This is a genomic window from Puia sp. (genome assembly GCF_036500295.1).
Classification (GTDB): Bacteria; Bacteroidota; Bacteroidia; order Chitinophagales; family Chitinophagaceae; genus Puia.
In genome coordinates this window covers 159,682-183,375 of sequence record NZ_DASYCH010000092.1, presented here as the reverse complement: position 1 = coordinate 183,375, position 23,694 = coordinate 159,682, and the positions used below count along the sequence as shown (strand labels likewise).

Below are 23,694 nucleotides of genomic sequence, written 5' to 3'. Positions count from 1 at the left end.
TCGATCGCAAAAAAATATCAGCTTCCCCCGCTTCCCTTCATCATCATCCCGATCCACATCGGAACCAGCTTCCGCCGTTCTTCCATGTAGGCACGAAACTGTTCATCACTGGCATTCGTCACCCGCTGCAACAGCGGCTTGCCCACAAACGGGAACACCGTCAGCCCGACCAGGTTGGCTACGAAATGAAAAGGATCAAGCGCGGTCTTTCCTTCCTTTTTTGCATTCAGCAGTTCTTTGAATAACTGACTCCTTGCCGGCCCCACCTCTTCATTGACCTTCATCGCGATCTTCGAAGGATTTCCTCTCAACTCGTTGAGGATAAACAAAGGCAGATCGGGGAACTCGGTCAAAAAATCGATATAGGCGTTCACGACCCTGCTGATCCGCTCTTCCATCGTCAGGCTCTCATCGGCGAAATAGGCCGACATGCCGCCGAGAAACTGCCGGAAATTCTCCATCATGATGATATCGAATAACTTCTGCTTGCTCCGGAAATAGTAGTTCAGCAATGCCAGGTTCAGCCCCGCTTCCTCTGCGATATCTCTTGTCCGGGTGGCTGCAAACCCCTTCTTCGTGAACAACTTACGAGCGGCTTCCTTTATTTTCTCCTCCGTCGACCCATCCTTTGTCTTTCCCTTTGCCATGACGCAAAATTAAATACATTTTTGATTTAAACAAGTATTTTAATCAAATGATTAAAAATTGTCCCGGTACTCTTCTTTGCCGTTTCCCAGGGACATATAATCCACCGTGCCCGTGCCCTGGAACCGGTAGAGGATACCGATGATCTTGCTATGGAGAATATGGCGCGGAACGGTATAAGCCAGCTTATCATTGACAAGGATCTTCGCCCTCCCGCTGTCGGATTCGATCCGCAGCTTGACAAAGTCGTTGAAGTTGACCCCCAGCGAGGACAGGTCTTCCCGCTTGCCGCTGGTATAGTAGTAGGTGAAATAGAGATCGACGGTGGAAACGCAGCCCGGGGCCACCAACGGCACCCAGATAGCCGTTCCCTCGCAGAGAAGATATACCCGCGTCAGCTGGCAAATCGCCGACCCCTCGGCATAGTCATTCTTCAACCGGGTCTCGAAGACAAAATGATCGGAATAGATCTCCCCGAAGTCCCGCACGTTGGCAAACATGACCGTAGGCGGGGAGGGTTGCATCGGGATGTTCTTGGCCTTTATCTGGTCGACCGACAGGCTCATTTTCCCTCCGGCGATGGATTCCGTCGGCTTGAAGTACACCGGCACGGGAGCCTGCTCCACCAGTGGAAGCCAGCCGTCGGTCTTGATCAGCAGACTATGCATTTTCACCACCTGTCCATGCACCTGCAGCGTCGCATGATAATAGTCCGGGTAATAATAGACCGAGGTATACTGATGTTCGTTGCGGGGAACCTTTACCCGCCGGGTCGTGTCCCAACTCTGCTGGATCACCACCGAATCGTCTGGACTTCTTGACGCGTCATAGTCGAAGATCACCGAATTGGGTAGCCCCGAGGTCACCGTTTTCTTGCTGCTGAACGAATAATCCCTGGCCTGAGGAGGTGGCTGCTCCCCCTTCAGAAAAAGCAGGACCAGCATGATCACCACGAGCGGAGCCACCATCCAGACCGCCTTCCGCCAACGTCGCGGCCGTTCTTCGGGTTCCGGATCCAACTTCGCCGCCGCAGCCGGCTCAAGTGATGCCGGCCGAACCGACCCAGCCGGCCCAACCGCCGCGACGGGCGCGATCGGCGCCTCTCCCAGCTTCACACTAAACTCCCGCCAGTTATCATACCCCAAATACTGCACCAGCGTATTCAACGTATGCGTATTGGGCAGACTCTCATACTTCACCTTTCCCCAGATGCGCTTCAGCGTGACGTGACTGATCGTCACTCCGGTTTGCTCCCGGATAAGGTCACTCAGCTGGAGAAAATCCTGGTTACTCCACTTCTCACTGTCACCCCAGCCGGTTTTTTCTTCGTATAGCTTTTTTACCTGCCGGATCAGGCTTTCATCGGTTGGCATACTGTTGTAAGATTAGCGGGTTAAACCAGCTGTAAAATTACCTGTTGCAGGCCGCCGGCCCGGATGTGTACCAACTTGTACCAACATGTATCGGGCATGATTCGCTTTTCACCGCAGGCCTGCTCAACTTTATATTAGCAATATACCAAATTTATGTTACGCCCCCTCCTCCTGATCTGTCTTCTCGGCGTATCCAGCCTGCGGCCGGTTACTGCCCAGGAAACCCCGCTGCTGCCCCCCGACCGGTATGTCACCAGCCTCGACTTCTCCATCCTCAACGGCGGCATCATCCTCGGAAAGGTCCGGCTCAATTCCTTCCCCGACCCGCTCAATTTTATCTTCGATACCGGCTGCGGCGGCGCCTCACTCGACTCCGCAACGGCCCAACGGTTCAAACTCTATCCCCGGGAATCTCCGTTTTTTGTAAAGGGGATCGCCGGCAAATGTCCCCAACGGCTGCTGGATAACTCCTGCCTCACCATCGGCGGGCTCACCCTCGACAGCCTGACCCTACAGGTAAATGATTATGACATCCTAAGCAGTGTATATGGAGAAAAGATCGATGGGATCATCGGCTACAGCTTCTTCTCGCGATATCTCGTCCGCGTGGACTACGACAGCTCCCGGATGGAAGTGTATACAAAAGGCCCGGTGAAATACCCCGAAGGCGGTTTTCTGCTCCGCCCGCGAGTCTTTGGCCTGCCGATGCTCGAAGGGCATATGACGGATGCCCGCGCCATCAAAAGCCGTTTTTATTTCGACACCGGGGCAGGACTCTGCCTGCTCTTCTCTTCCAACTTTACCGCCGACAGCGCCGTCTTCAGCCCAAAAAGAAAAAAGCCTGTGCGCACCCAGGGGGCAGGACTCGGCGGTAAAGCGGATATGACGTTGACCACCCTCCGAAATTTTTCCCTCGGCCCCTTCCGCTTCCGGCAGATCCCGGTCTATATCTTCGATGATACCTATGACGTGACCAGCTATCCGCAACTGGGGGGACTGATCGGCAACGATCTGCTGCGGCGGTTCAACCTGATCATCAACTATCCCCAGTCGGAGATCTATATCCTTCCCAACAGCGCCTATAACCAGCCTTTCGATTATAGTTATAGCGGAGCCTCCATCGCACTTATCGACGGAAAAGTAATAGTCACCGATGTCGCGGAAAACTCCCCGGGCGAAAAGGCCGGGCTCAAGGAAGGAGATACCATCCTGGAGATAAATGGCAACCGCCAGGACAACGTCCAGGCCTGTCAGAACCTCCTGCGGACGATTGGCCCGAAGATCAGGATCGTCGTCCGCCGAAGCAGCGGTGAAATGGCGCAATGTTCCCTGAAAGTGAGCAGCATCCTCTGATCCTTTCCAAAGCCGGTCAATCGGCTGCTGTCCATTCATACCGGCGTTCCCGTAATGGCTTCCCAAAACCCGCCGATTCCTTCTCCTCCATCAGCCGGAACCCATGCCGCAAATAAAGCGCGGCAGCCGTCTCCAGTTCGTGCGTCGTCCAAAGATAGGCTCGCTTGTATCCACACTCCCGCATCCAATCCATAAAGAGGTTCATCAGCCGCTTCCCCAATCCCCGGCCCCGGTATTCCGGCAGCAGGATAAAATACCGCAGCTGTACAACGGCATCCTCCCGTTGGACCCCCAACAGGAAACCCACCATCCTTCCTTCCGCCTCACACACCCAAACCCGGTCCTTCGCCGCATCATATCCCAGCGCAAATTCCCCCAACCCTTTCAGCACATAACCTTCGAATCCCAGCCCATATTGATTTTCCGTCGTGTAGATCTGCCCATGCAAATAGGCTGCATATCCCAGATCGCCGGGCAACAACTGTGTGCGGATCGTAATTTCACTCATTCCACAAAATTACTAACTCGCCATCGCAACCGAAAACTTCTCTTTCTTAAAATCTGAAAAATTCATTCCCGTGGTATTCTTGAAGAACTTGCTGAAATGCGCCGAATCCGAGAAACCCAGATAATAGGCGATCTCCTTCATGCAGACATCCGAATAAGCCGCCCGCCGCTTGGCCTCCAGCGCGATCCGCTGCCGGATATGATGGCTCGCCGGATATCCCGTCGCCTTCTTCACCGTCTCGTTCAGATAATTGGGCGTCACCGCCAACTCCCGTGCATATTCGGCAACCATCCGCTTCGTCTTGAAATTGGTATTCAGGGTCTCCATGAACTTCTGCACCAGTCCCATGCTTCTCGCCTGTACATCGGACCCGTCGGTTGTATCAAACTGCCGCCCGAGGTAGATCAGGAAGATCTTGAAATAACGCTTCAGCAGTTCCTGCCGGAAAAGATCCGCATTGTCATACTCCTTCAACAGCTTCTCGAGAATGATCGCCATATCTCCCGCATATTCGCTCCGCACCCGCAACGCCCGGCAACGTTCGAAAAGGGAATAGATGCCGCCCGGATAGGCAAGATCGAAATCCGCATCGCTTATCCCCGGGAACGACTTGGTAAAGCTGATCACGTAGCCTTCCAAACCCTCTTCCGACGACAGCTCGTGCATCTCCCCGGGCCGCGCACAGAAAAGATGATTGTCCCCGATGGCATATAAGCGGAGATCGAGCCGCAGCAGTCCGGCGCCCCTGGTGATCCAGAATATCTCGAAATAACTATTGCTGTACGCCATCGTCTGCCCCGGCTCAGGGTAATGCGCCAGTGACTCCAGGGTTCGGACCGCAAAGGACTGAACCGCATTTTGTGTGGCATAAACGATCGGCAGGCTGTCAGGTGCTTTCATACTATCAAGTTTCCACAACACCAACCGAATTATGTGCCTGAAATTAAGGGGCTGTATATCACATCGTTGCCAGTGTATTCAAAATCGATCCTGACGAAACCTCGACGAGTTTTTGGTCAAAAGACGAAATATCGTCATCACAAAGAAACACGAATAAGGTTACAGATTTCCCTTCTTCAATTCCTCCACCGCATGCGTTGCCGCGCGGGCGGTAAACGCCATATACAGGATGGACGGACTCTGGTTGCCGGTACTCGTCATACAAGCGCCGTCCGTGACATACACATTCGGACAATGATGCAGCTGGTGGTGCTTGTTCAGCAACGAAGTCTTCGGGTCTTTCCCCATCCGGCACCCGCCCATCTCATGGATATCCCGGCCCGGCGCCCAATGGTTATCATGGGTAGTGATATTCTTCACGCCGATCTTCTCCAGCATTTCGGAACCCTGCGTCAGAAAATCTTTCAGCAGCTTCTCGTCGTTGTCATCATAGTCCACTTTCGTTACCAGCAGGGGGATACCCCACTGGTCCTTCTCCGTCGGATGCAGACTCACCGTATTCGTCTCCTTGGGGATCGTTTCCCCCTGCATGTACATATACATGGTCCAGCCTCCCGGCTCGCTCATCGCCTTCTTGAACTCAGCGCCGATTTGTTCGGGAAGTTCGTGCCCGTCTGCCGAGCCCCGGCTGGCGCCCATAAAGGCCATATAGCCGCCGACAAAATCGGTATCCTGTTTTTTAATGTTGCGGAAATTGGGCATCATACATTCCGAAGGCCGCCGCCCGTAGTAATACGAATCGAGGAATCCGTCCACCGTTCCACCCATCGAACCCCGGTAGTTCTGAAAGGCCACATACTTGCCCAGCAACCCGTTGTCGTTACCAAGCCCGTTGGGAAACCGGTTCGACTGCGAATGCAAAAGCACCAGGTTGCTGTTTAACGCGGAGGCGTTGACAAAGATCACCCGGGCAAAATATTCTGTTACCTGATGGGTATTGGTATCGATGATGCGCACTCCCGTCGCCCGCCCTTTTTTCTCGTCGTAAATGATGGAATGAACTACCGAAAAAGGCCGCACGGTAAGATTGCCCGTCCTCGCTGCCCAGGGTAGGGTAGAGGAGACCGAACTGAAATAGCCGCCGAAAGGACAGCCCCGCATACACATATCCCGCGCCTGACACTGTCCCCGGCCCTGCTGCAGATGCACCGGCTCGGCCTTGGTCAGCTGCGCCCAGCGCCCCGCGATCATAGTTCGGTCGGAATAGGATTTTTTGATCTGCGCCTGCAGATGTTTCTCCACGCAGTTCATCTCAAATGCCGGGAGATAATCTCCGTCCGGCATCGACTCCAGCCCATCGCGGTTACCACAGATACCCGCGAAGCGTTCCACATGCGAATACCAGGGCGCGATCTCTTCATAGCTGATGGGCCACTCGATGCCATAGCCAAAACGCGCCGGATTGATAAACTCATAAGGACTCCACCGCGGACAGGCCCGGCCCCAGATCAGTGACTTGCCACCTACCTGGTACCCTCTGATCCAGTCGAAGGGCTTCTCCTGTACATAGGGATGATCCTTATCCCGGATAAAGAAATGCGCCGTATCCTCCCCAAAACCCGCGGCGGTCGTGATCAGCGGATTCTCGTCGACAAATTTCCGCGGCATCTCCTTACGATGCGGGAACTCCCAGGGCGCCATCGTGGCCGTTGGATAATCTTTGTTATGCACTACATTCCGGCCCCGCTCGAGCACCAGTGTCTTCAACCCCTGTTCACACAGTTCCTTAGCTGCCCAACCGCCGCTGATCCCGCTTCCGATTACGATGGCGTCGTAACTGTGTTCATCCACTCCCTTCCCACCGATATGCTTCCGCTCCCCGAGACCCGTCGTGTCCTGCTCATTTCCCATTGCTGACTGAAATTTCTTTGAAATAAACGATATCGTTCTTGCTATGATAATCGGTAACCTTGATCCCATTGACAAACACCATCGTCCTGGGTCCGTCAAGTTTAATATCCATCGTATTCCACTTCGGCCCCGGCTTCCCCGGCCCCGAATTAACATTCTCGTCTTTCATCCGGTAAACGATATGAAAGCTATCCATCCCCCCGGTGCCGTGGAGCATTCCTTCCTCGACGATCATATTCCCCGGGCCGACATGCTTCCATCCCGTCAGATCCTTCCCGTTAAACAGCTGTTTGGAATGTTGGGCGTCCCACCGGAATGCAGCAAAACGCGGCGCAGCGCCCATCAAAAGGGCAACCCCGATCAGGCTGAGGGTTCTGTACTTCATATAACAAGCTTGAATGTGTTAAGTTAACGCATTTTGCCTATCTTGGATAAATAAAATTGCTTCTATGTTGTCACAAAAAATGAAAGAAGCTCTCAACCGCCAGGTTTGGATGGAGGCTCAATCCTCACAGGCCTATCTTGCCATGGGTTCGTGGGCGGAGATCCAGCCCGGTCTGAAAGGCTGCACGAAGTTCTTCTTCAAACACAGCGACGAAGAACGTATGCATATGCTGAAGCTGATCCATTATATCAACGAAAGAGGCGGCTTCGCCGTCATCCCTTCGCTGGAACAACCGGTGCTCACCTTTGTATCCCTGAAGGCGGCCTTCGACCAACTCTTCAAACACGAGGTCAAGGTCAGCGAGAGCATCAACAACCTGGTGGAGATCGCCCTCGCCGAAAAGGATTATGCCACACACAACTTCCTTCAATGGTATGTAATAGAACAAATGGAAGAAGAACGGCTGGCCCGGGAATGCAACGACAAACTCGAACTCATCGGCGACGATAAAAGCGGTCTGTATCTCTTCGACCGGGACATCATGACCATGGACCAGCAATAGGTCCGCCGGCCGATGATTCGCCTCAATATCTCCAGGACTTGAGATCTGCCCCCTTCGGCGCCCGTGTCTTCACCTCCTCCGCCCATTTACGGATATACATCTGGTGATAGCGCAGGCGGCTGATATAATTGGGCTGAGTATGATCTCCATTCCAGCAGTGCTCCGCCCGATGGCCGTAGTCGATCTGGCAATCGCAAACCGGGTTTCCCAGTTTCTTCAGCACATCCTCGGCGGAATAAACGGCATCATTGAGATAGTAGCTGTCCATTTCACCCACGTAAATATGCATCTTGCCTTTCAGCTTCTCGCCGATCTTCGGCCAGTCCCGCCGGATGATATGGGTGAGATCGAAATGCTCCCGCCAATACTCCGCCACACGTGGGTCGATCACCCCCGTATACTTGTCGAAGATGCGCTGGGGGTAGCCGTCGGGGCCCATCGGCGAGAAGACCGCCTCCCAGATATCGAACTGATCCCCGCTGCGGGTCCGCGTGCCAAGCGCCAGCTCCCGCTGGTTCATCTCGTGGACCATCGCGCTTATATGCCCCAGTGAATCCCGGTAGGCCGGCCGCGGCGTCCGCTTGTATGAATCATCGATGTAGTAGGCATTTTTATCCTTGTAGATATTGATCGTCGTATAATGGTTGAAGTCGATCGGGTCGGGACAGGCCGCATAACACCCATTGTATTCATCGGGATAAAACACCTGCACCGCCAGCGCTTCCCAACCTCCGGTGCTTCCGCCATAGGTAAACCGCGCCCAGCCCTTGCCGATACCCCTGAACCGCTTTTCGATCTCCGGGATCAACTCATACGTGATGGCATCCCCATAAGGCCCGAGGTTCTCGGAATTCACCGCATAGCTGTCGTCATAGTAGGGATTGGCATGCTCGATCTCTATCGCCAGCACCCGCGGGAACCCCGGACCCGTCCAGTCTTTATAGAACTGATAGGCAAGCCCCTGTTCCATCCTGTGGTAGTTGGCGATCCGAAACCGCGTGCTCGTATCATAGGGCAGGTTCTCATCCGGCGGGGTCGTCCGCCAGCCGCTGAGATCGGCGGGGAAATGGCCGTGAAAAATGGCCAGCGGATAATGTACATTCGGATGCTCGTCAAAACCCTCCGGTAAAAGGATATGCGCCCCGATATACATCGGCCGCCCCCAGAACTCAGTCAGCAACTTGCTTTGTATCTTTATGTGTTTTACATATTTATTGTCCTCCGGCTCTTTTATCGCGGGGATCACCTGGTCGATCGTCAGGCTGATCTCCTGGCTGTGCGCCGGGTCCCAGTGCAGCCGGACAGGCTTTGAGTAGATATTCCCCGGCGCCAGGTTCCAATGCTGACCCTCGCCCCGGTCCATCGGCAGCTTGACAGTATGCCCGCCTTTCAGATGAAAAGTCTCGTACTTGTGCAGCAATGCCTGCACATAATAGTCGCCGGCGGGCAGGTCCGCCAGCCGCTCCAGCGGATAGCCAAAGGCGTTGACACCCATCCATTGGGCCTCACCCGGTTTCCACCCGTCCACATCCACCCCAAAGACGAGCTGCGTTCCCGCTCCGTCACTCACCTGGAAGCGGGGTTCCTCCTTATCGTTGTTGGCGATCAGCAACAAAAGCCGCCCCTCCAGCACCTCGCCGTGCAGGCCCGGGGCGATCGTCACGCGAAAGCTCTGGCCATAGGCCGTGGAGAAGAACAGGAGAATGAAGAACAATCCGATGGGAAGTTGTCTCATGTGCAGTAGTTTGTCCTTTAAGATAGTTCTTTTTACCGAAATTTCCCTGAATAGTTAAATATTTAACGATTAAATGCTTAACTTTATGACATGACCAGAAAAAGCGGTGAAGAACCGGCCGTTGTCGATCTTGTGGATGCGATAATCAGTGTCCGGCAGGCGATCAAGCAACTCGCCCAGCAGAAACTTCGGGAGCTTTATGACCGGGAGATCACCTATGAGGCGCTCCAGGTGCTGATCGTTCTGTGGAAAAAACACCAGATCAATCAGCAGGAGGTGGCCAATGCCATCCAAAAGCACAAGGCCAGCCTTACCCCGTTGCTGGACAGTCTGGTGGAAATGGGGCTTGTGACCCGCAGCGAAGACCCCGGCGACCGCCGTAATAAGATCATCACCCTGACAAAAAAAGGAAAAGAATATAAAAAAAAGTTCACTCCAATGATCAATGATATCTATCGCGTTGTTAGGGGGAATATCCCTGACGATCACCTCAAAGAGGCGACCAGCCTTCTGCTTTCTATAAAAGAAAATATGATTTTATGAACATCGCAAAAAAAGTCGGCGCCTGGGGCGACCGGCATCACCCCAAGATCCTCGACATCATCCGCATGATCCTCGGCCTGTTCCTGCTTTTCAAGGGGATCATTTTTTTCAACAATGCCGGCTATCTCCGCTATCTGATCATCGATAGCCACGCCATCAACGGCTCTCCGGGGACGATCAGCGCCATCCTTTATTATGTCACCTATATGCATGTCCTCGGCGGCGGCCTGATCTTTCTCGGGCTTTATACCCGGCTCTGGGCCTTGCTCCAGCTGCCGATTGTATTTGCAGCGGTTTTTTTTGTAAATATTACGGCGCCCTATATCAACTCCGAGCTCTGGCTTTCCATCCTCGTGCTGGCTTTGTTGTTTCTTTTCCTGATCATCGGCTCCGGGCCCTTTTCGCTCGACCGGCTTTTGTTGACCAGTAGAAATTCAGGGGAGGAATGAGTTATGAAAAAAATATTGGTTCTTGTCGATTTTTCAGCCTCCTCGGTAAACGCCGTGGCCTATGCCGCCTCACTGGCAGGTGATAAAGGCTTTGAGGAGATCATCCTGATGTCGAATTGCTTTGTACCGCTGTTCGAACAGATCGTTCCCAGCCCCGACCTCATCCAGGTGGGTGCTGAAGATATCCGCACCCGGATGGAACATCTCATGCAGCAATTGGTCGAAATGAAGACCGAGATCGAAAAACAACTTCCCGCCACGATCCCGGTCCGGATCGCCGTAGGTACCCAACCCCTGCTGCGTTCGGTGCTCGATCAGGCGGAGTCGGAAGCGCCCGCGCTGGTGGTCATCGGCAGCAGCCGGACTGTCGGTGATGACTGCAGCATCGGCCGCCAGGTGATCCCATTGGCAAAGGTGATCCCCGTTCCGGTCCTGGTCATCCCGCCGCAGGCCCGCTATCACCCGCTAAAGACCGTACTGGTAGCCGGCACCGCGGAACCCGGCGACTCCCTCCGCCCGCTTTTCGGTGAATTGGAGAATATTCCCTATACCCCGACAAAAAAAGATATCCTCGCGGAGGTGTTACAGGCGGCCGAAGATCGCAAAGTGGAGATGATCGTCGCCCTGCCCCGCAAACACAGTTTTTTCTATAACCTGACGCATCAGAATATCACGCAGGCCATCGTCCTGAATGCGGTCGAGCCGGTGCTTATTTTGAAATGATAATCGTGCTAGTCGGACCTTACTGAAAACTTATTGTTCTGATGACGTTATTTCTGCTATCTGCCACATAAATGATCCCACTTTTGCCAATTACGATTGACCATGGGCTATAAAATCTGGCTAGCGGTACCGGGCCATCTGTCAGGGAATGAACACTTGATCCTGCTATGGTACTTACGATGCCATCCGTTCCAATCTTCCTGACCCTGGCGTTCCCGTAATCACCTACGAGGATATTCCCGATCGAGTCTATCGCCAGGGCTTGTTCACGAACTCTCCAGCCTGGGTGCTGGCGGACTTACCTTGCCGCTTGTCGCGTTCGGCGCGTTCCATCGTTTTCTTTTCTGGCATAACTATAAATTTTTGTAATAGATCCTATTTGGTTTTTTGCTGTTTCATATCCTCCTTTCTCAGCGCCTCGTTATTCCATTTCTGCTCATTCCGGTAATCCGATCCGCTATTCCCTTCACTGCCCTGGCGATTGGCGTCCTTTCCCAACTGAAGCGATCCCTGACCAAAATTCGATCCGCCCTGCGTTGTCGAGCCATGATGCCGTTCGGCGCGATTGGGTGTACCCTCGCGCACCTCGTTCTGTTTAGAATGTTTTTTTTTCATAAACTACATTTGTACAAATACATGCGATTTTCATGCCCGCCGCTTTGATATTTTTCTTTCTTTTGTATCCTTGATACCCCTGCAATCCATCATTGAAACCTTCCCCGGCCCGGTTTGGGTGCAAAATACTGCCGGTCAGATCCTCTGGTACAATGATACCTACCGGAGGTACACCGGAACGACGGGCGATAATCCCGACAGGCAGGACTATTACTCCGATCATATCCATCCCGAAGACAAGGACCGGCTCCTGATGGCCGTCATCCAATCGATGCAGGTGGGCGGATGGACCGAACTGCATGCGCGCATTCTGGACGGCGATAGTGTCTATCACCGGTTCTTTATAAAGCTTTGCCATTATATCGATCCCGAAGAAGAGACCGCACGCTGGCTGGGTCTGGCCATCGACGCGGATGAGGTGCGGCGACCCGATGCGCGGGAAGACCCGGCATCGGAAAAACGGTTCAGGCTGGCCCTCGAAACCGCCGGAATGGCCGTATGGGATTGGAATATCACCACCGGCGAAATGGTCTGGAATGACTGGGCAAACCTGCTTCCCTCCGCGTCGCAACGCCCGGAAAAACTCACGCCCGATTATTTCTTCCGGCTGATCCACGAGGATGATCGCGCCGGTGTCAGGGAAACGATGGATCAGGCCCTGAGCCGGATGAGTGTTTTCCACACCGAGTTCCGCATCGTCCGGGACGACATGGAACGCTGGGTTTGCGCCTCCGGCTGTGTCACCGACCGGCTAAACAGCAACGGGCTCGATCTGGTCGGCATCCTGTACGATATCACCTCCATCAAACGGCACGAACGCCAGAAGGATGAATTCATCGGCATCGCGAGCCACGAACTACGTACCCCCGTCACAAGCATCAAAGCTTATGGACAACTGCTGCAGCGGCAACTGTCCGACAGCCCGTCTACCGAAGAAGAAGCCCTCATCGTCGACCGCCTCGTCTACCAGGCAGACCGGCTCTCTCAGCTGGTACGCCAACTCCTGGACACGACCCGCATCTCCGAACACCAGCTGGTCCTCGACCGCACCTGGTTCGAATGGGATGCCCTCGTACAGCGTTGTATCGAAGCCGTCGGCGCCGCCGACAGCACCCACACGATCGACTTCGTGAAGGGGGCCACAGGCAAGGTATACGCCGACCAGGAACTTATCCAGCAGGCCCTCCTCAACCTTCTCTCCAATGCCATGAAATTCTCGGATGCCGGCATGCCGATCGTCACCGGCACCTGGCGAAACGGCGACAGCGTCGGTTTTTCCGTCAAAGACCAGGGCATCGGCATACCCGAAACGATGATCGAAAGCATCTTCGAACCCTTCGTGCAGGCCAGACATCACTCCGCAACCGCCCGCTCGGGGCTGGGTCTCGGCTTATACATCACCGCCGGAATCATCCGCCGGCACGGTGGCGACATCGGGGTCCAAAGCAAACCCGCCGAGGGCGCCCAATTCTATTTTACGATCCCTGCCGAACCGCAAAAAGACTCCCGCTAGCCGCAGCTAACCCGTTTTCGAGACGCCCGGATCGCCGCGCCAACCACCATCCAACCATCGGCCAATACGCTGGCATGACCTTTTTAGTAGCTATTGGGATGAAAAAGCTTGCCATTCAACGCAGCGGCCTGATCGCCGGAGTAACCTTGCTCCTGCTGGTAGCCGCCTTCTCCGGTTTCCAGGTGCACCGGCTTTCCCAACAGCAAAAGGTGATCAAACGCGACTATAGCACGATCAACAACGTCAGCTACGGCCTGCTGTCGGTAAGCAGGTGGCGCGATCTTGTCGTCGATGCCGTCGGCCACCAGATAGAGAATTTCAATCTTACTCCCGCCGAACGGGATTCCCTGCAAAAAGAGGTCGAAACCCTCCTCAATGCCCTCATCGACAAAGCGGACAGCATCATCAGCCGGCCCCAGAAAAGTCTGGGCGGCAAGATCCGCCAGCTGGCCTTTCATGCCTTTGTCAAACCGACGAACCTTCACAAGGAAACCCCGGCCTTTGCCAAAAAGATCATCGCTGAGGTCATGCGCCCTCGCAGCAAGACCCGGCTTTCCTACCTGGCAAAGAACAAACTCCAGGACCTCGGGGAACAGACCTATGACAGTGCCTTCAACCAACAGAAAACGCGATCCGATTCCATCTTCAGGAACTATTCGGTGGATAACCAGGATGATTTCAACAAACGAACAGCCGGCCAGCTGACGATCATCCACCGGCAGATGACGACCTTCGTCTGGATCATGCTGGCTTCGCTGGCGGCGCTTCTCGGAGTCTGGTACCTCCTCCGGCGACAGAAACAGCTTTACACGACCCTATACATCCTTTCCATCGCGATGGCGCTGATCTTCCTGCTCACCGGCCTCACCTCCGTCATGATCGAGCTCGACGCCCGGATCGACTCCCTCGATTTCCAGCTCATCGGAGAGACCATTTCCTTCAAGGACCAGGTCCTCTTTTTTCAAAGCAAGAGCATCCTGGACGTTGTGATCCTGCTTTTACGCACCGGCAAATATGACTCGATCCTTGTCGGTATCCTGATCCTCTGTTTCAGCATCGTTTTCCCCGTCGCAAAGCTGATGTGCACCGGCCTCTATCTCAGCGGAAAAGGGCATTGGACAAAAAGCCGTCCCGTCGCCTATTTTGCCTTTCATTCAGGAAAATGGAGCATGGCCGATGTGATGGTGGTCGCCATCTTCATGTCCTATATCGGCTTCAACGGCATTCTCAATAGCCAGATGAACGATCTGAATATCCATAGCAGCGCCTTTTCCAGCATTGCAACAAACCGGACCTCCCTCCAGCCGGGATATCTCGTATTTGTCACCTTTGTATTGTTTGGATTGACCCTTTCGCAGCTGCTTCAAAAGATAAAACCTCCCGTCGAAAAAGCCTAAATTTGATAAAACCAACCCCCATGCACCGGATCAAAGGACTTGTAACCACCCTGCTTGCCGGACTAACGCTGATGGCGGCATGCGCCCAGCCGGCGCCGAAGCGGATGCTCCTCGCGCTGTCAAAAGCCGACCACACCCTGGCGTTGGTCGACCCATCGACCCTGAAGGTCATCGCCCGTCTCCCCGTCGGCACCGACCCCCATGAGGTCATCGCTTCTTCGGACGGCACAAGAGCCTATGTCAGCATCTATGGCGGCGGCAGCCTGCATGAGATAAACGTGCTGGATCTCGTTGCGCAAAAAGCGCTGCCAACCATCGATACCCGCCCGCTCTACGGCCCGCATGGCATCGACTTCGTAAATGGAAAGGTCTGGTTCTCGGCGGAAGGCTCAAAGGCGGTCGGCCGCTATGATCCGGCTTCGGGCAGGCTCGACTGGGCCATGGGTACCGGTGAAGATCGGACGCACATGATTTTCGTCTCCGCCGACGGGAAAAAAGTATACACGACAAACGTCAATTCGGGAACCGTCAGCATCCTGACCGATACCAGCTTGCAACCCGGACCGGGCGCCCCTCCCGGAGCGACGGCCCGTGAGGAATGGCGGCAGACCATCGTACCTACGGCCCGCGGCTCGGAAGGTTTCGACGTCTCGCCCGACGGCGCCATGCTCTGGACGGCAGCCAGCACAGACGGGACCATCTCCATCATCGACCTGGGGTCGAAAAAACTCGCCGCAAAACTCGACGCGAACGTAAAAGGCGCCAACCGCCTGAAGTTTACCCCCGACGGCAAACGGGTATTCGTGGCCAGCCTCAGCTCGGGCGAACTGACGGTCATCGACGCCGCCACGCACAAAGAGGTCCGCCGGCTGAAAATAGGCCGCGGCGCCGCCGGCATCCTCATGGACCCGGCCGCTAACCGGGCATTCGTAGCCTGCTCCGCGGACAATTATATCGCCATCATCGACCTGGCAAAACTCGAAGTCACCGGTCATCTCGAGGTCGGCGGCGTACCCGACGGCCTTGCCTGGGCAGGGAAATAGGACCTTACTCCGGCATCGCATCGCGGATCGTCTTCACCAGCCGCTGCAGATCGAACGGCTTGGGAAGAAAAGAATTCGCCTTACACTCGCCAACACTCTTCTGCATCTCGATGTTTGCCGAAAAAAGGACAACGGCAATACTGCTGGTCTCGGGCGAAGCCTTGATCTTCCTGCATAGGTCCCGGCCATCCGCCGTCCCGAGCGAAACATCCAGCAGTACCAGCTGCGGCCGGAAACTGTGGATCGTATCGTCCATACTCTCCCATTTGGAAACAGTCTGTACGGTATACCCGTTCATGCTAAGCGCCATCTGCACCAGCTCGAGAATGTCCAGATCATCATCGACGACAAGAACACGCTTCATGTTGTAGAGTTTAATAATGGTAATGAAAACAGGAAGGCGGAACCCTTTACTCTTCGTTCGACCCAGATCCTTCCGTTGTGACGCTGAATGATATCCCGGCAGATATATAACCCAAGACCAAAACCCGAAATATGTTCGGAGACTTCTTTCGACCGATAGAATCGCTCAAAGATAACCTGCTCTTCCCCGGCGGGGATTCCCGGGCCGAAATCGCGCACCTCGATGACGATCTCTTCCTGCGACTGCTCATAGCTCACTACGACCTCTTCTTCCCCGGGCGAGTATTTCACGGCATTGGACAATAGATTGACCAGCACCTGGTCGATCCGCTGCCGGTCGGCGATCACCCGCACATGCGGGATCGGCCCACCCAAGGCGATCGCATGGCTCCTGCTCACGATGCGAAACGACGCGACCGCTTCCTCGATCAGTTCTCCCAGATCGAATACCGAAAGCTGAAGCAGCAACTGGCCTACCTGCAGCTTGCTGACATCGAGCAGTTCCTGGACCAGCTTTTCCAGTTTTTGGGTGTTGGAAAAGGCCCGTTCGACCATTTGCTTCCTGGGCTGTTCCGTTTCCATCATCGTCAGCATCTCGAGATAGCCCTTTACGCTCGTTAAGGGAGTTCTTAGCTCATGACTGGCGATGCCGATGAATTCATCCTTCCGGCGTTCGTTCTCCTTCACTTTCAGCAGCAGGTTGTTGAAGATCTTGATCAGCGTCCCGATCTCATCCTTTCCGCTTTCTTCGATCGACCGCGAATAGTTCCCCGAATCGTTCACTTCCGTCATCACGTCCGCAAGCCGTTCCAGCCGGGACGAAAGACTCGCCTGGACAAGCCTTGCGATAAGGAAAGAAGCAACGATGGCGATTGCCGCAAGGATCAGCGCCATGCTCATCAACGATCGTTTCATCGCTTCCAGATCGGACAGCTGTGCCGACAGCACGATCTTGCCCAGCAACTCCCCGTTGCTGCGGATCGGATAGGTGACGATCAGTCTCCCCTTCGAGAAAAGAAACCCTTCGTCCGGGATCGTCTTTCCCAGGTCGGCGGAATCTCCGGGCCGGCGAAGGCGGCTGGCGAAGATCTGTCCCTTCTTATCGAGGATGGCCGCGTCCGCGATATCCGGCGTCACACTCTGCAATTCCCCCAGCATCTTCGCTGCCGCATCATTGTCCTGGAATTGCAACATGGAAATGGAATTGGCCGCGATCACTTGCGCCAGACTGGTGATGTTCTCCGCCTTTCGTTTCTTATAAGCGCCGATCTCCGTGACGATGAAGGTCCAGAAGACAATGCCCAGTACGAGCACGCTGGTGAACACCTGCATCAGGATCAGCTTGTTTCTTATCGATATGTCTCTTATGCTCTTCACGTGTCGTTTAATTGACGAGGATGGCCAGCTTCAGCAGCTGACTGCTCGCTTTCAATCCCATTTTGTTCATCGCTTTCTCATTGGCCTCGAATTTCAGTTTCTCGTTGACCACCACGAAGTTCAGAGCCACACCATCCCTGGCGTACCCTTTTCGCTCCCCGACGGTGAGCACCCCCTTCCCCAGTCTTCCAAGAATGGAACGCAGCGGAAATCCATATCCTGCCGGGATAAAAAGCACCTGACAGTAGTCGATATCCTCCGGCCTCCTGAAATGCCGCAGAACGATCCGCCGGTTGTTCACCAGGTAATTCCTCGCAATGGTCCCCAACGCCGAATCGAGATTCGAATAACCCATCTCCCCGATAATAAAATCCTCCCCATCCCCGTCGACCTCCCAGTTGATATACAGGGTGAAGTTGTAGATATAGGCCGCCTTGAGATTGGGCTCGGTTTCCCCTTGCTGTGCCGCTGCCCTCCCTCCAAAGAGAACGAACGCTGCGGCGATGATAAAGGTTGTATAGTGAATGGAAGCGCGCAATGCCGGTAATCTATAGCGTGATGGAGATTTTAAATGTTCCGGTCCGCCGGGGTTGTTCCAAAACCGTCGAGTACAAAACTCCGTCGGCCGTCCGAAACCCCGGGTCCAGCCATCGGGTGTTGAAAAGATTGTGGACGGCTACGCTGGCGCTGATCCGTTTGTCGAATATCTTTCCTGTACTCAGCACCAGATTCGTTAAGAAATATCCGGCTACCGGTCCATAAGGATCGGTCTTCGGTGAGATCCGCTGTCCCACCCAGTTGCCCGAAAGCGTAACACTGAATACATCGGTAGCATAACCGGTGATCCCCAGATTTCCTTTCACCGTTGCCACACCCGGCGTTTTGCCGGAAGCGTCCGTCGTCAGATTCGTGCTCATTGCGTCCTGGTAGGTGAAATTGGCAAACGCAGAGAATAGGGTTGACGGCTTGATATTGAACACGGCCTCGAATCCCGTGACATGGATGACTCCGGGGTTCTTGTTGGGGTTGAGTCCCGAGAGATTGGAGAGGATGATAACGTCCGACAGATCGTTGTGGAAGGCGTTGAGCTGAGCGCTGACAAGCCCGGAAAAGGCATAGATCATATTCGCCTCATAGCTAACGATCTTTTCCGTCGTCAACTTGAAGTTGCGCCCGGTCTGGTAGATCTCCAGGTTGGTCGGCGCGCGAAACGCATGCCCGTATTGCAGCTTGAACGTCAGCTTATCCGATGCTTCATCAACGATGGCCACCCGCGGACTGACAGTCGACCCGAAATAACTGTTGTAGTCATATCGCAGCCCGGCCGTGACCGTCGTCCTGTTCAGGAAAGGCGCTTCGAGCACATATTGAAGATAGCTGCCGAAATTGTTGCGGATGTCATAAACGCGCGGCAGATAGGTCGACCGCAGATTCGTAACGGTGTCCTTCCCGTCTACAACATATTCTGTCGGATCAAAAGTGGAGGCCCGGCTTCCCTTTTCCACGTTGTCCTGGTATAGCTGGATGCCCCCGGACAGCTTTTGATTATCGGCTATTTGATAATTGGCGGCGGCCTCGCCGGAGATCCGGTTACTCCAGGTTGCGATCTTTGCCCGGATCAGATGCGATCCGTCTGTAGTGACATAAACATAGCTGTCTTCTCCTGTGCCGGTCTCCCGGTAGACCATCCGGCCAAAAAGATTTAGCCGGTCGTTGGCCTTCACCGCGGTTTGGAGATAAAGCGTTCGCAAAAAAGCATCATCGAGCCCCGACTGCTCCCCGCGGATATTGCTCGACAAGATGCCCACCAAACCCGAATTACCGTTGCCCTGCGGCGGTAGCCCGAGATAGGTAGTCGGACTGTTGGAATAGGTTCCCCAACCCATCGGTGTCCGGTACTCCCGGTACCCCAGCGTAGTCACCGTTCGTCCTCCATAATAGCTGATGGCACCTCTCAGCCCATAGGCATTTTTGATATAGGACCCCGAATAGTCCGGATCCCGGTTGGTGAAGACCGGACCGGCCGAGTTATACAGCGTTCCCGAGGCGGCGATCTCCCAGTTGCCCTGCTTCACGCCAAGACTCACCTTTTCGAACAGGGTGTTAAAGCTTCCGAATCCCTGCTCCGCATGAAACCCGTTGATCTGCTGCCCCTTTTTGGTAATGATATTGATCACTCCGCCGAATGCATTGGCGCCATAGATCGCCGATACAGGACCCCAGATGATCTCGATGTGGTCGACATCGTGCAGACTATAGGCCGGACCGGCCATATCGTTGCTGCCGATGATATTGTTCTCGGCGATCCCGTCGATCATCAAAAGCGCCCGCAGGTTCTCGGCTCCGAACATCCCACGGAAATAGATCAGCGTTGGGGCATATCCGTTGATATGGATCATATCGATGCCGGGTACATCCCGCAGCGCATCTTCCAGCTGCTCGTACCCTCGCACTTTTATCTGCTGCGAGGTGATGACCGTTATCGTGGAGGGTGCCTGCGCCGCTGTTTGCGAGAAGCCGGAAGCGGTCACTACCTTGATGTTCATCAGCTGTTCGAGGCTGAGCCCCATCAGCTTATTCACCTCGGGAATTGTATCTGCCTGCGCCCGGGCGGCAATCGGCAGCAAAAGACAAAGGAAATAACGGGGTATGCAGTTCATGAGCAATGCTTGTATTCAGGGCCTGCTGTGGATGTTCAAAAAACAAGCCGCCCTTTTTCTCCGCCGGCTGGCATGGTTTTATCTCTATAGTATTGAAAATCATAATTTATCCGCTGTCTCCCCGACAGCGTCTGGGGAATTGGCACCCCAATGTGAGGAGTGGTATCGCAAAGCCATCGTATAGTTACGATCCCCGCTTCGGGTAGTACTCGGAGGTAGGTATTCCTTCTTATTGGCGATTGAAGTTATTGATGAATTGGAGAAACCGGGTCTCGAAAGATTAGGTCCCGGCCATCTCCCGGCGCATCTTTGTGTGGTCAAAAGCAAAACACCCTAACCCTTCCGTACCCGAAGCCCCGACCCTTACAACCCGTTGCTAAAAGATCCAACGTCCAGCCCCTTTTTAACCCAAGATCCCCGTGGAAACCAATGAACTTAGCCCGCCGGAACACCGGCGGGCTTTTTCAGCGATCATTCTCTTAATAACCGCAAAGCTCGATCGAGTTGGCGACCTTCGCCGGCATCTCGATCATCATGTTCTTCCAGGGGGTATAGGGCAGGACCTTCCACACCTGGTGGCTCATCCAGAGTTTGAACCGGCTGTTGGGAACAAACCAGCTCGCCCCATTGGCCATCTTCTGACTTCGGTGCACGATCCCGCGCATCGCCGCTTCATATCGGTCAAAGGCTGCCACATGATCGCCGTTCGCCCGTTTGAATTCGCCGGCCAGCACATAGGCGCCAATCACCGCAAGACTCGTCCCCATCCCCGAGGCCGGCGAAGCGCAATGCGCTGCATCGCCGGTCAGCGCAACCCGGCCCTTCGACCACCGGTCCATCATCACCTGGCTCACCGAGTCGAAATAAAGATCGGGCGCACTGTCCATCAAATGAAGCAACCGCGGTACCTGCCAGCCCATGTCCTTAAACCGTTTGCGTAAGATCTCCTTTTGCGCCATCGTATCCCGCCGGTCATAGGTCAGCGGGTCGGACGCAAAAAAGAACGAAGCCATTGCCGCCGTGCCTTTCTTTGCCCCGAAAATGCCCACCCGCCTGCCGACCTCGCCATAGTAAAGCCCATTCATCCCCAGGTTCATAAAATTCGGGATCGTAAATACTGCGACATACAGACCCAGATCGCGCACGAACTGGCTCTCCTCGCCAAAAGCGATCCGGCGCACATTCGAATGCAACCCATCCGCGCCGATCACCAGGTCGAACCGCTGCGGTGCACCGCGGAAGAACTCTACCTCCACTCCTTCCTCATCCTCCCGCATCTTCGTGATCGAATCGTTGAAGATATATTCGGTATCGTACTGCGTCACCTCGAAAAGTACCCTCGCCAGGTCTCCACGCAGGATCTCCAGTTCCCCGCTGGTAAACCCATCCGGCATACTGGCCAGCTTATTATTGAACGCATCGACCATCGTGATCGTTCCTGCCCTGGTCTCGAACCGGCGGATGCTTTCCAGCAGCTCCATCCGCTTTAGCACCTCCATGGCCGCTCCGCGGAAATCCACGGCATAGCCGCCGGGGCGAAGCACCGGCGCCCGTTCGATGATCGTCGTTTCAAAGCCATAGCGATTTAGCCAAAAGGCCAATGCCGGACCGGCAATACTCGCGCCGGAGATCAGGATCTTTTTCGTTTTCATACCACGAAGCTAGCCCGTGCAATAGGCCGGTACAACCGGAAAAAGGCGAGGGGTGGGGGAGGACCGGCGAATGGCGGCGATGCGACGGTGAAGACAAAAACCCAGTGCTGGTCAGTACCCCTTATCCCCGCAGAAACTCCCCGACCAGGCTAGCCGTAATGCCGGGGAACGGATTGCCGGGCCGGTCCGCCGCGACCTCCCCGATACATTCTCCATGCACCCCGGGCAGGATCACCAGCTGGCCCCTGGGGATCACCCGCGCCATTTTCATAGTATGTTCAGGTATTATCACATCCTTATCGGACGACATCAGCAGGGCAGGCGCCTGGATCTTGCGCAGCGTCTCCTCTTTTACATCGGTAAAGTTCATCATCCGGGCCACGTCCTTTTCAAACATCGTCTGAAGCCGCTGTTGGTCCGGGGTCACTTTTAGAAATGCCGAGCGCAGTGGCTCGGGCATCGATTCCAGTGTCGCGCCTGGAAACCCTTCAAAGAACCCGGGAACAAATCCCTCCCGCTGATAGGCGCCCGAAAGACTCACCAGCTTATTGACCAGCTCAGGATGCCGGATCGCCAGTTGCAGCACAGTGGTCCCCCCATTGCTGAATCCGAAGAGATTCGCTTTGGGAATATGCAGGTGACGCAGCAGCGCCGCCACATCGTCGGCGTCCTGCTCGAAAGATTCCGGCTCCGGCCGGTCTGTCGTGCGGCCATGTGCCTGCAACTCGACGGCGATCACTTCCCCCTGCCGCGCAAACAAGGGCAACAATTGACTAAAACTGGACTCGATGGTCGATCCACCCCCGTGCAATAGCACCAGCGGCACCCCGCCTTTCCCATGCCGTTCGTAATACATCTTTATCCCATTGACAGCCGCCGATCCGGATACAGGCTCTATCGTTGGCAAATACGCGATAAGCCGCTCCATATTTTGCTTCAATCCCTCGGCGGCCTTATGCATCTGTGCAACTTTTGTCAGCTCCTCAGGCGAATCGAAGAGCATATGCCAGCGAAGCGAAGTCGATTCTCCCTTGTCCAGGAACTCGATGGTGGCGATGATATGCGGCCACGAGGTATGCTCATACACGATCTTCCGGGCCGGAACGATCTCCAGGAACACACTCTTATTATCGTAGTCGGTGCCGTCCGGGCCATGAAGAATAAACTCCCAGCGTCCCCCGGGCCGGAATTCCATGAGATGCATGGTAGTGGTAAATCCTTTCGGCCCCCACCAGTGACTGATATGCTCGGGCCGGCTCCAGGCTTCCCACACAAGGGCCACCGGCGCATTGAGGAGCCGGTCGATCACAAGCTCCCTGTCGGCAGTAGAACTATTTCTTTCGTTTGGCATGCTTGTCTTTTTGTTTTAATGTTTGTAAATAGGAATCAAGCGTATCCAGCTTCTCCTCGAAATGCTTTTTATATTGTTCGATCCAGACAGAAACCTCGTTGAGCCGGCTAAGCCTTGCCGCACAATGGCGCTCCCGCCCTTGTTTGGTGATCTCGATCAACCCGCATTCGATAAGCACCTTGACGTGCAGCGAAACCGCCTGGCGGCTGACATCGAAATTCTCCGCAATGGCATTCAGGTTGAGCGGGCTCCTGGCCAGTAAGCCAATGATCTCCCGCCGGGTCGGGTCCGCAATGGCATGAAAGACATCTCTTCGGTAATCCATAATATGCAAGTATGTTCTTGCAAATATACATGCGCAAGCATTTGCTTGCAAATTTATTTTGAGCCAAAAAAAACCGGCCCATTTTGAATGAGCCGGCTTGCTAAAAACCGGTATGCATAGTAAAATAACTTTTGGTCAGGGTCTACTGCGCGCGGTTTTTCATAAGGAATGGTGCCCGGTACGGATTCAACGGTATCCCCCATTATGGTAGCGACGAAGATGGACTGGTCTCAGTGGACCGGGTCAGCTTGTTTTACATGCTCGTCAGGACAATGGAATACACGCACTGGATGACGGATAAAGAAACGATA

At 54.6% G+C, this 23,694-nt stretch carries 24 protein-coding genes; 8 read left to right on the top strand and 16 right to left on the bottom strand.

What is annotated here, in order from left to right:
• Positions 1-17 precede the first annotated feature (17 nt).
• Positions 18-647 (bottom strand): TetR/AcrR family transcriptional regulator, encoded by a 630-nt coding sequence (locus VGM48_RS17960; protein WP_331581667.1) that lies wholly within the window; start codon positions 645-647, stop codon positions 18-20.
• Positions 648-698: 51 nt separating this feature from the next.
• The gene (locus VGM48_RS17955; protein WP_331581665.1) at positions 699-2,018 is read right to left on the bottom strand and encodes a hypothetical protein; all 1,320 of its coding nucleotides are present in this window, start codon (positions 2,016-2,018) and stop codon (positions 699-701) included.
• A 153-nt stretch (positions 2,019-2,171) separates the two neighbouring features.
• On the opposite strand from VGM48_RS17955, the gene VGM48_RS17950 reads away from it, so the two are divergent.
• A complete protein-coding gene (locus tag VGM48_RS17950; protein ID WP_331581663.1) occupies positions 2,172-3,371 on the top strand; it encodes an aspartyl protease family protein in 1,200 nt (399 codons plus the stop codon).
• Between the two features lie 16 nt (positions 3,372-3,387).
• Here the strand turns inward: VGM48_RS17950 and VGM48_RS17945 are convergent, their stop codons facing one another.
• From VGM48_RS17945 to VGM48_RS17930, 4 genes are all read right to left on the bottom strand, one after another.
• Positions 3,388-3,879 (bottom strand): GNAT family N-acetyltransferase, encoded by a 492-nt coding sequence (locus VGM48_RS17945; protein WP_331581660.1) that lies wholly within the window; start codon positions 3,877-3,879, stop codon positions 3,388-3,390.
• A gap of 12 nt (positions 3,880-3,891) precedes the next feature.
• Complete coding sequence (locus VGM48_RS17940; protein WP_331581658.1) at positions 3,892-4,779, bottom strand: helix-turn-helix transcriptional regulator; 888 nt, start codon at positions 4,777-4,779, stop codon at positions 3,892-3,894.
• Between the two features lie 159 nt (positions 4,780-4,938).
• Positions 4,939-6,690, bottom strand: a complete 1,752-nt coding sequence (locus VGM48_RS17935) for a GMC family oxidoreductase (RefSeq protein WP_331581656.1) — start codon at positions 6,688-6,690, stop codon at positions 4,939-4,941.
• Positions 6,680-7,075: a family 16 glycoside hydrolase gene (locus VGM48_RS17930; RefSeq protein WP_331581654.1), complete on the bottom strand. Its 396-nt coding sequence runs from the start codon at positions 7,073-7,075 to the stop codon at positions 6,680-6,682. The genes VGM48_RS17935 and VGM48_RS17930 overlap by 11 nt, the downstream gene beginning before the upstream one ends.
• Positions 7,076-7,139: 64 nt before the next feature.
• Here VGM48_RS17930 and VGM48_RS17925 point away from each other — a divergent pair, with 64 nt between their 5' ends.
• Positions 7,140-7,637, top strand: a complete 498-nt coding sequence (locus VGM48_RS17925; RefSeq protein ID WP_331581652.1) for a ferritin — start codon at positions 7,140-7,142, stop codon at positions 7,635-7,637.
• A gap of 22 nt (positions 7,638-7,659) precedes the next feature.
• Here VGM48_RS17925 and VGM48_RS17920 read toward each other — a convergent pair whose 3' ends face one another.
• Positions 7,660-9,372, bottom strand: a complete 1,713-nt coding sequence (locus VGM48_RS17920) for a hypothetical protein (RefSeq protein ID WP_331581650.1) — start codon at positions 9,370-9,372, stop codon at positions 7,660-7,662.
• A 90-nt stretch (positions 9,373-9,462) separates the two neighbouring features.
• Between VGM48_RS17920 and VGM48_RS17915 the strand changes: the two genes are divergently transcribed.
• The 3 genes from VGM48_RS17915 to VGM48_RS17905 are packed head-to-tail and all read left to right on the top strand — an operon-like array spanning position 9,463 to position 11,087.
• Positions 9,463-9,915: a MarR family winged helix-turn-helix transcriptional regulator gene (locus VGM48_RS17915; protein WP_331581648.1), complete on the top strand. Its 453-nt coding sequence runs from the start codon at positions 9,463-9,465 to the stop codon at positions 9,913-9,915.
• Positions 9,912-10,364 (top strand): DoxX family membrane protein, encoded by a 453-nt coding sequence (locus tag VGM48_RS17910; RefSeq protein WP_331581646.1) that lies wholly within the window; start codon positions 9,912-9,914, stop codon positions 10,362-10,364. Before VGM48_RS17915 ends, VGM48_RS17910 begins: the two co-directional genes overlap by 4 nt.
• A 3-nt stretch (positions 10,365-10,367) precedes the next feature.
• The gene (locus tag VGM48_RS17905; protein WP_331581644.1) at positions 10,368-11,087 is read left to right on the top strand and encodes a universal stress protein; all 720 of its coding nucleotides are present in this window, start codon (positions 10,368-10,370) and stop codon (positions 11,085-11,087) included.
• A 19-nt stretch (positions 11,088-11,106) separates the two neighbouring features.
• Here the strand turns inward: VGM48_RS17905 and VGM48_RS25615 are convergent, their stop codons facing one another.
• Together VGM48_RS25615 and VGM48_RS17900 are read right to left on the bottom strand one after the other, a co-directional pair.
• Complete coding sequence (locus VGM48_RS25615; protein WP_414711255.1) at positions 11,107-11,232, bottom strand: hypothetical protein; 126 nt, start codon at positions 11,230-11,232, stop codon at positions 11,107-11,109.
• Between the two features lie 230 nt (positions 11,233-11,462).
• Positions 11,463-11,702: a hypothetical protein gene (locus VGM48_RS17900; RefSeq protein WP_331581642.1), complete on the bottom strand. Its 240-nt coding sequence runs from the start codon at positions 11,700-11,702 to the stop codon at positions 11,463-11,465.
• A gap of 70 nt (positions 11,703-11,772) precedes the next feature.
• Here VGM48_RS17900 and VGM48_RS17895 point away from each other — a divergent pair, with 70 nt between their 5' ends.
• The 3 genes from VGM48_RS17895 to VGM48_RS17885 all read left to right on the top strand — a co-directional run bounded on the left by VGM48_RS17895 (position 11,773) and on the right by VGM48_RS17885 (position 15,655).
• Positions 11,773-13,215: a PAS domain-containing sensor histidine kinase gene (locus tag VGM48_RS17895; protein WP_331581640.1), complete on the top strand. Its 1,443-nt coding sequence runs from the start codon at positions 11,773-11,775 to the stop codon at positions 13,213-13,215.
• A gap of 74 nt (positions 13,216-13,289) precedes the next feature.
• The gene (locus tag VGM48_RS17890; RefSeq protein ID WP_331581638.1) at positions 13,290-14,612 is read left to right on the top strand and encodes a paraquat-inducible protein A; all 1,323 of its coding nucleotides are present in this window, start codon (positions 13,290-13,292) and stop codon (positions 14,610-14,612) included.
• 20 nt (positions 14,613-14,632) lie between these two features.
• A complete protein-coding gene (locus VGM48_RS17885; RefSeq protein ID WP_331581636.1) occupies positions 14,633-15,655 on the top strand; it encodes a YncE family protein in 1,023 nt (340 codons plus the stop codon).
• 4 nt (positions 15,656-15,659) lie between these two features.
• On the opposite strand, the gene VGM48_RS17880 is transcribed toward VGM48_RS17885, so the two are convergent.
• From VGM48_RS17880 to VGM48_RS17850, 7 genes are all read right to left on the bottom strand, one after another.
• Positions 15,660-16,019 carry a response regulator gene (locus tag VGM48_RS17880; RefSeq protein WP_331581634.1) on the bottom strand — a complete coding sequence of 120 codons (360 nt, stop codon included), beginning with the start codon at positions 16,017-16,019 and terminating at the stop codon, positions 15,660-15,662.
• A complete protein-coding gene (locus VGM48_RS17875; protein WP_331581632.1) occupies positions 16,016-17,395 on the bottom strand; it encodes an ATP-binding protein in 1,380 nt (459 codons plus the stop codon). The genes VGM48_RS17880 and VGM48_RS17875 overlap by 4 nt, the downstream gene beginning before the upstream one ends.
• Before the next feature lie 7 nt (positions 17,396-17,402).
• Positions 17,403-17,933, bottom strand: coding sequence for a YfiR family protein (locus VGM48_RS17870; protein ID WP_331581630.1), 531 nt, complete (start codon positions 17,931-17,933; stop codon positions 17,403-17,405).
• 10 nt (positions 17,934-17,943) lie between these two features.
• Complete coding sequence (locus tag VGM48_RS17865; RefSeq protein ID WP_331581628.1) at positions 17,944-20,055, bottom strand: TonB-dependent receptor plug domain-containing protein; 2,112 nt, start codon at positions 20,053-20,055, stop codon at positions 17,944-17,946.
• Positions 20,056-20,534: 479 nt separating this feature from the next.
• Complete coding sequence (locus VGM48_RS17860) at positions 20,535-21,707, bottom strand: FAD-dependent monooxygenase (RefSeq protein WP_331581626.1); 1,173 nt, start codon at positions 21,705-21,707, stop codon at positions 20,535-20,537.
• 121 nt (positions 21,708-21,828) lie between these two features.
• Entirely contained in the window at positions 21,829-23,058 is a 1,230-nt protein-coding gene (locus VGM48_RS17855; RefSeq protein WP_331581624.1) for an alpha/beta fold hydrolase, read from the bottom strand.
• Entirely contained in the window at positions 23,039-23,383 is a 345-nt protein-coding gene (locus VGM48_RS17850; protein ID WP_331581622.1) for a metalloregulator ArsR/SmtB family transcription factor, read from the bottom strand. Before VGM48_RS17850 ends, VGM48_RS17855 begins: the two co-directional genes overlap by 20 nt.
• Positions 23,384-23,694 lie beyond the last annotated feature (311 nt).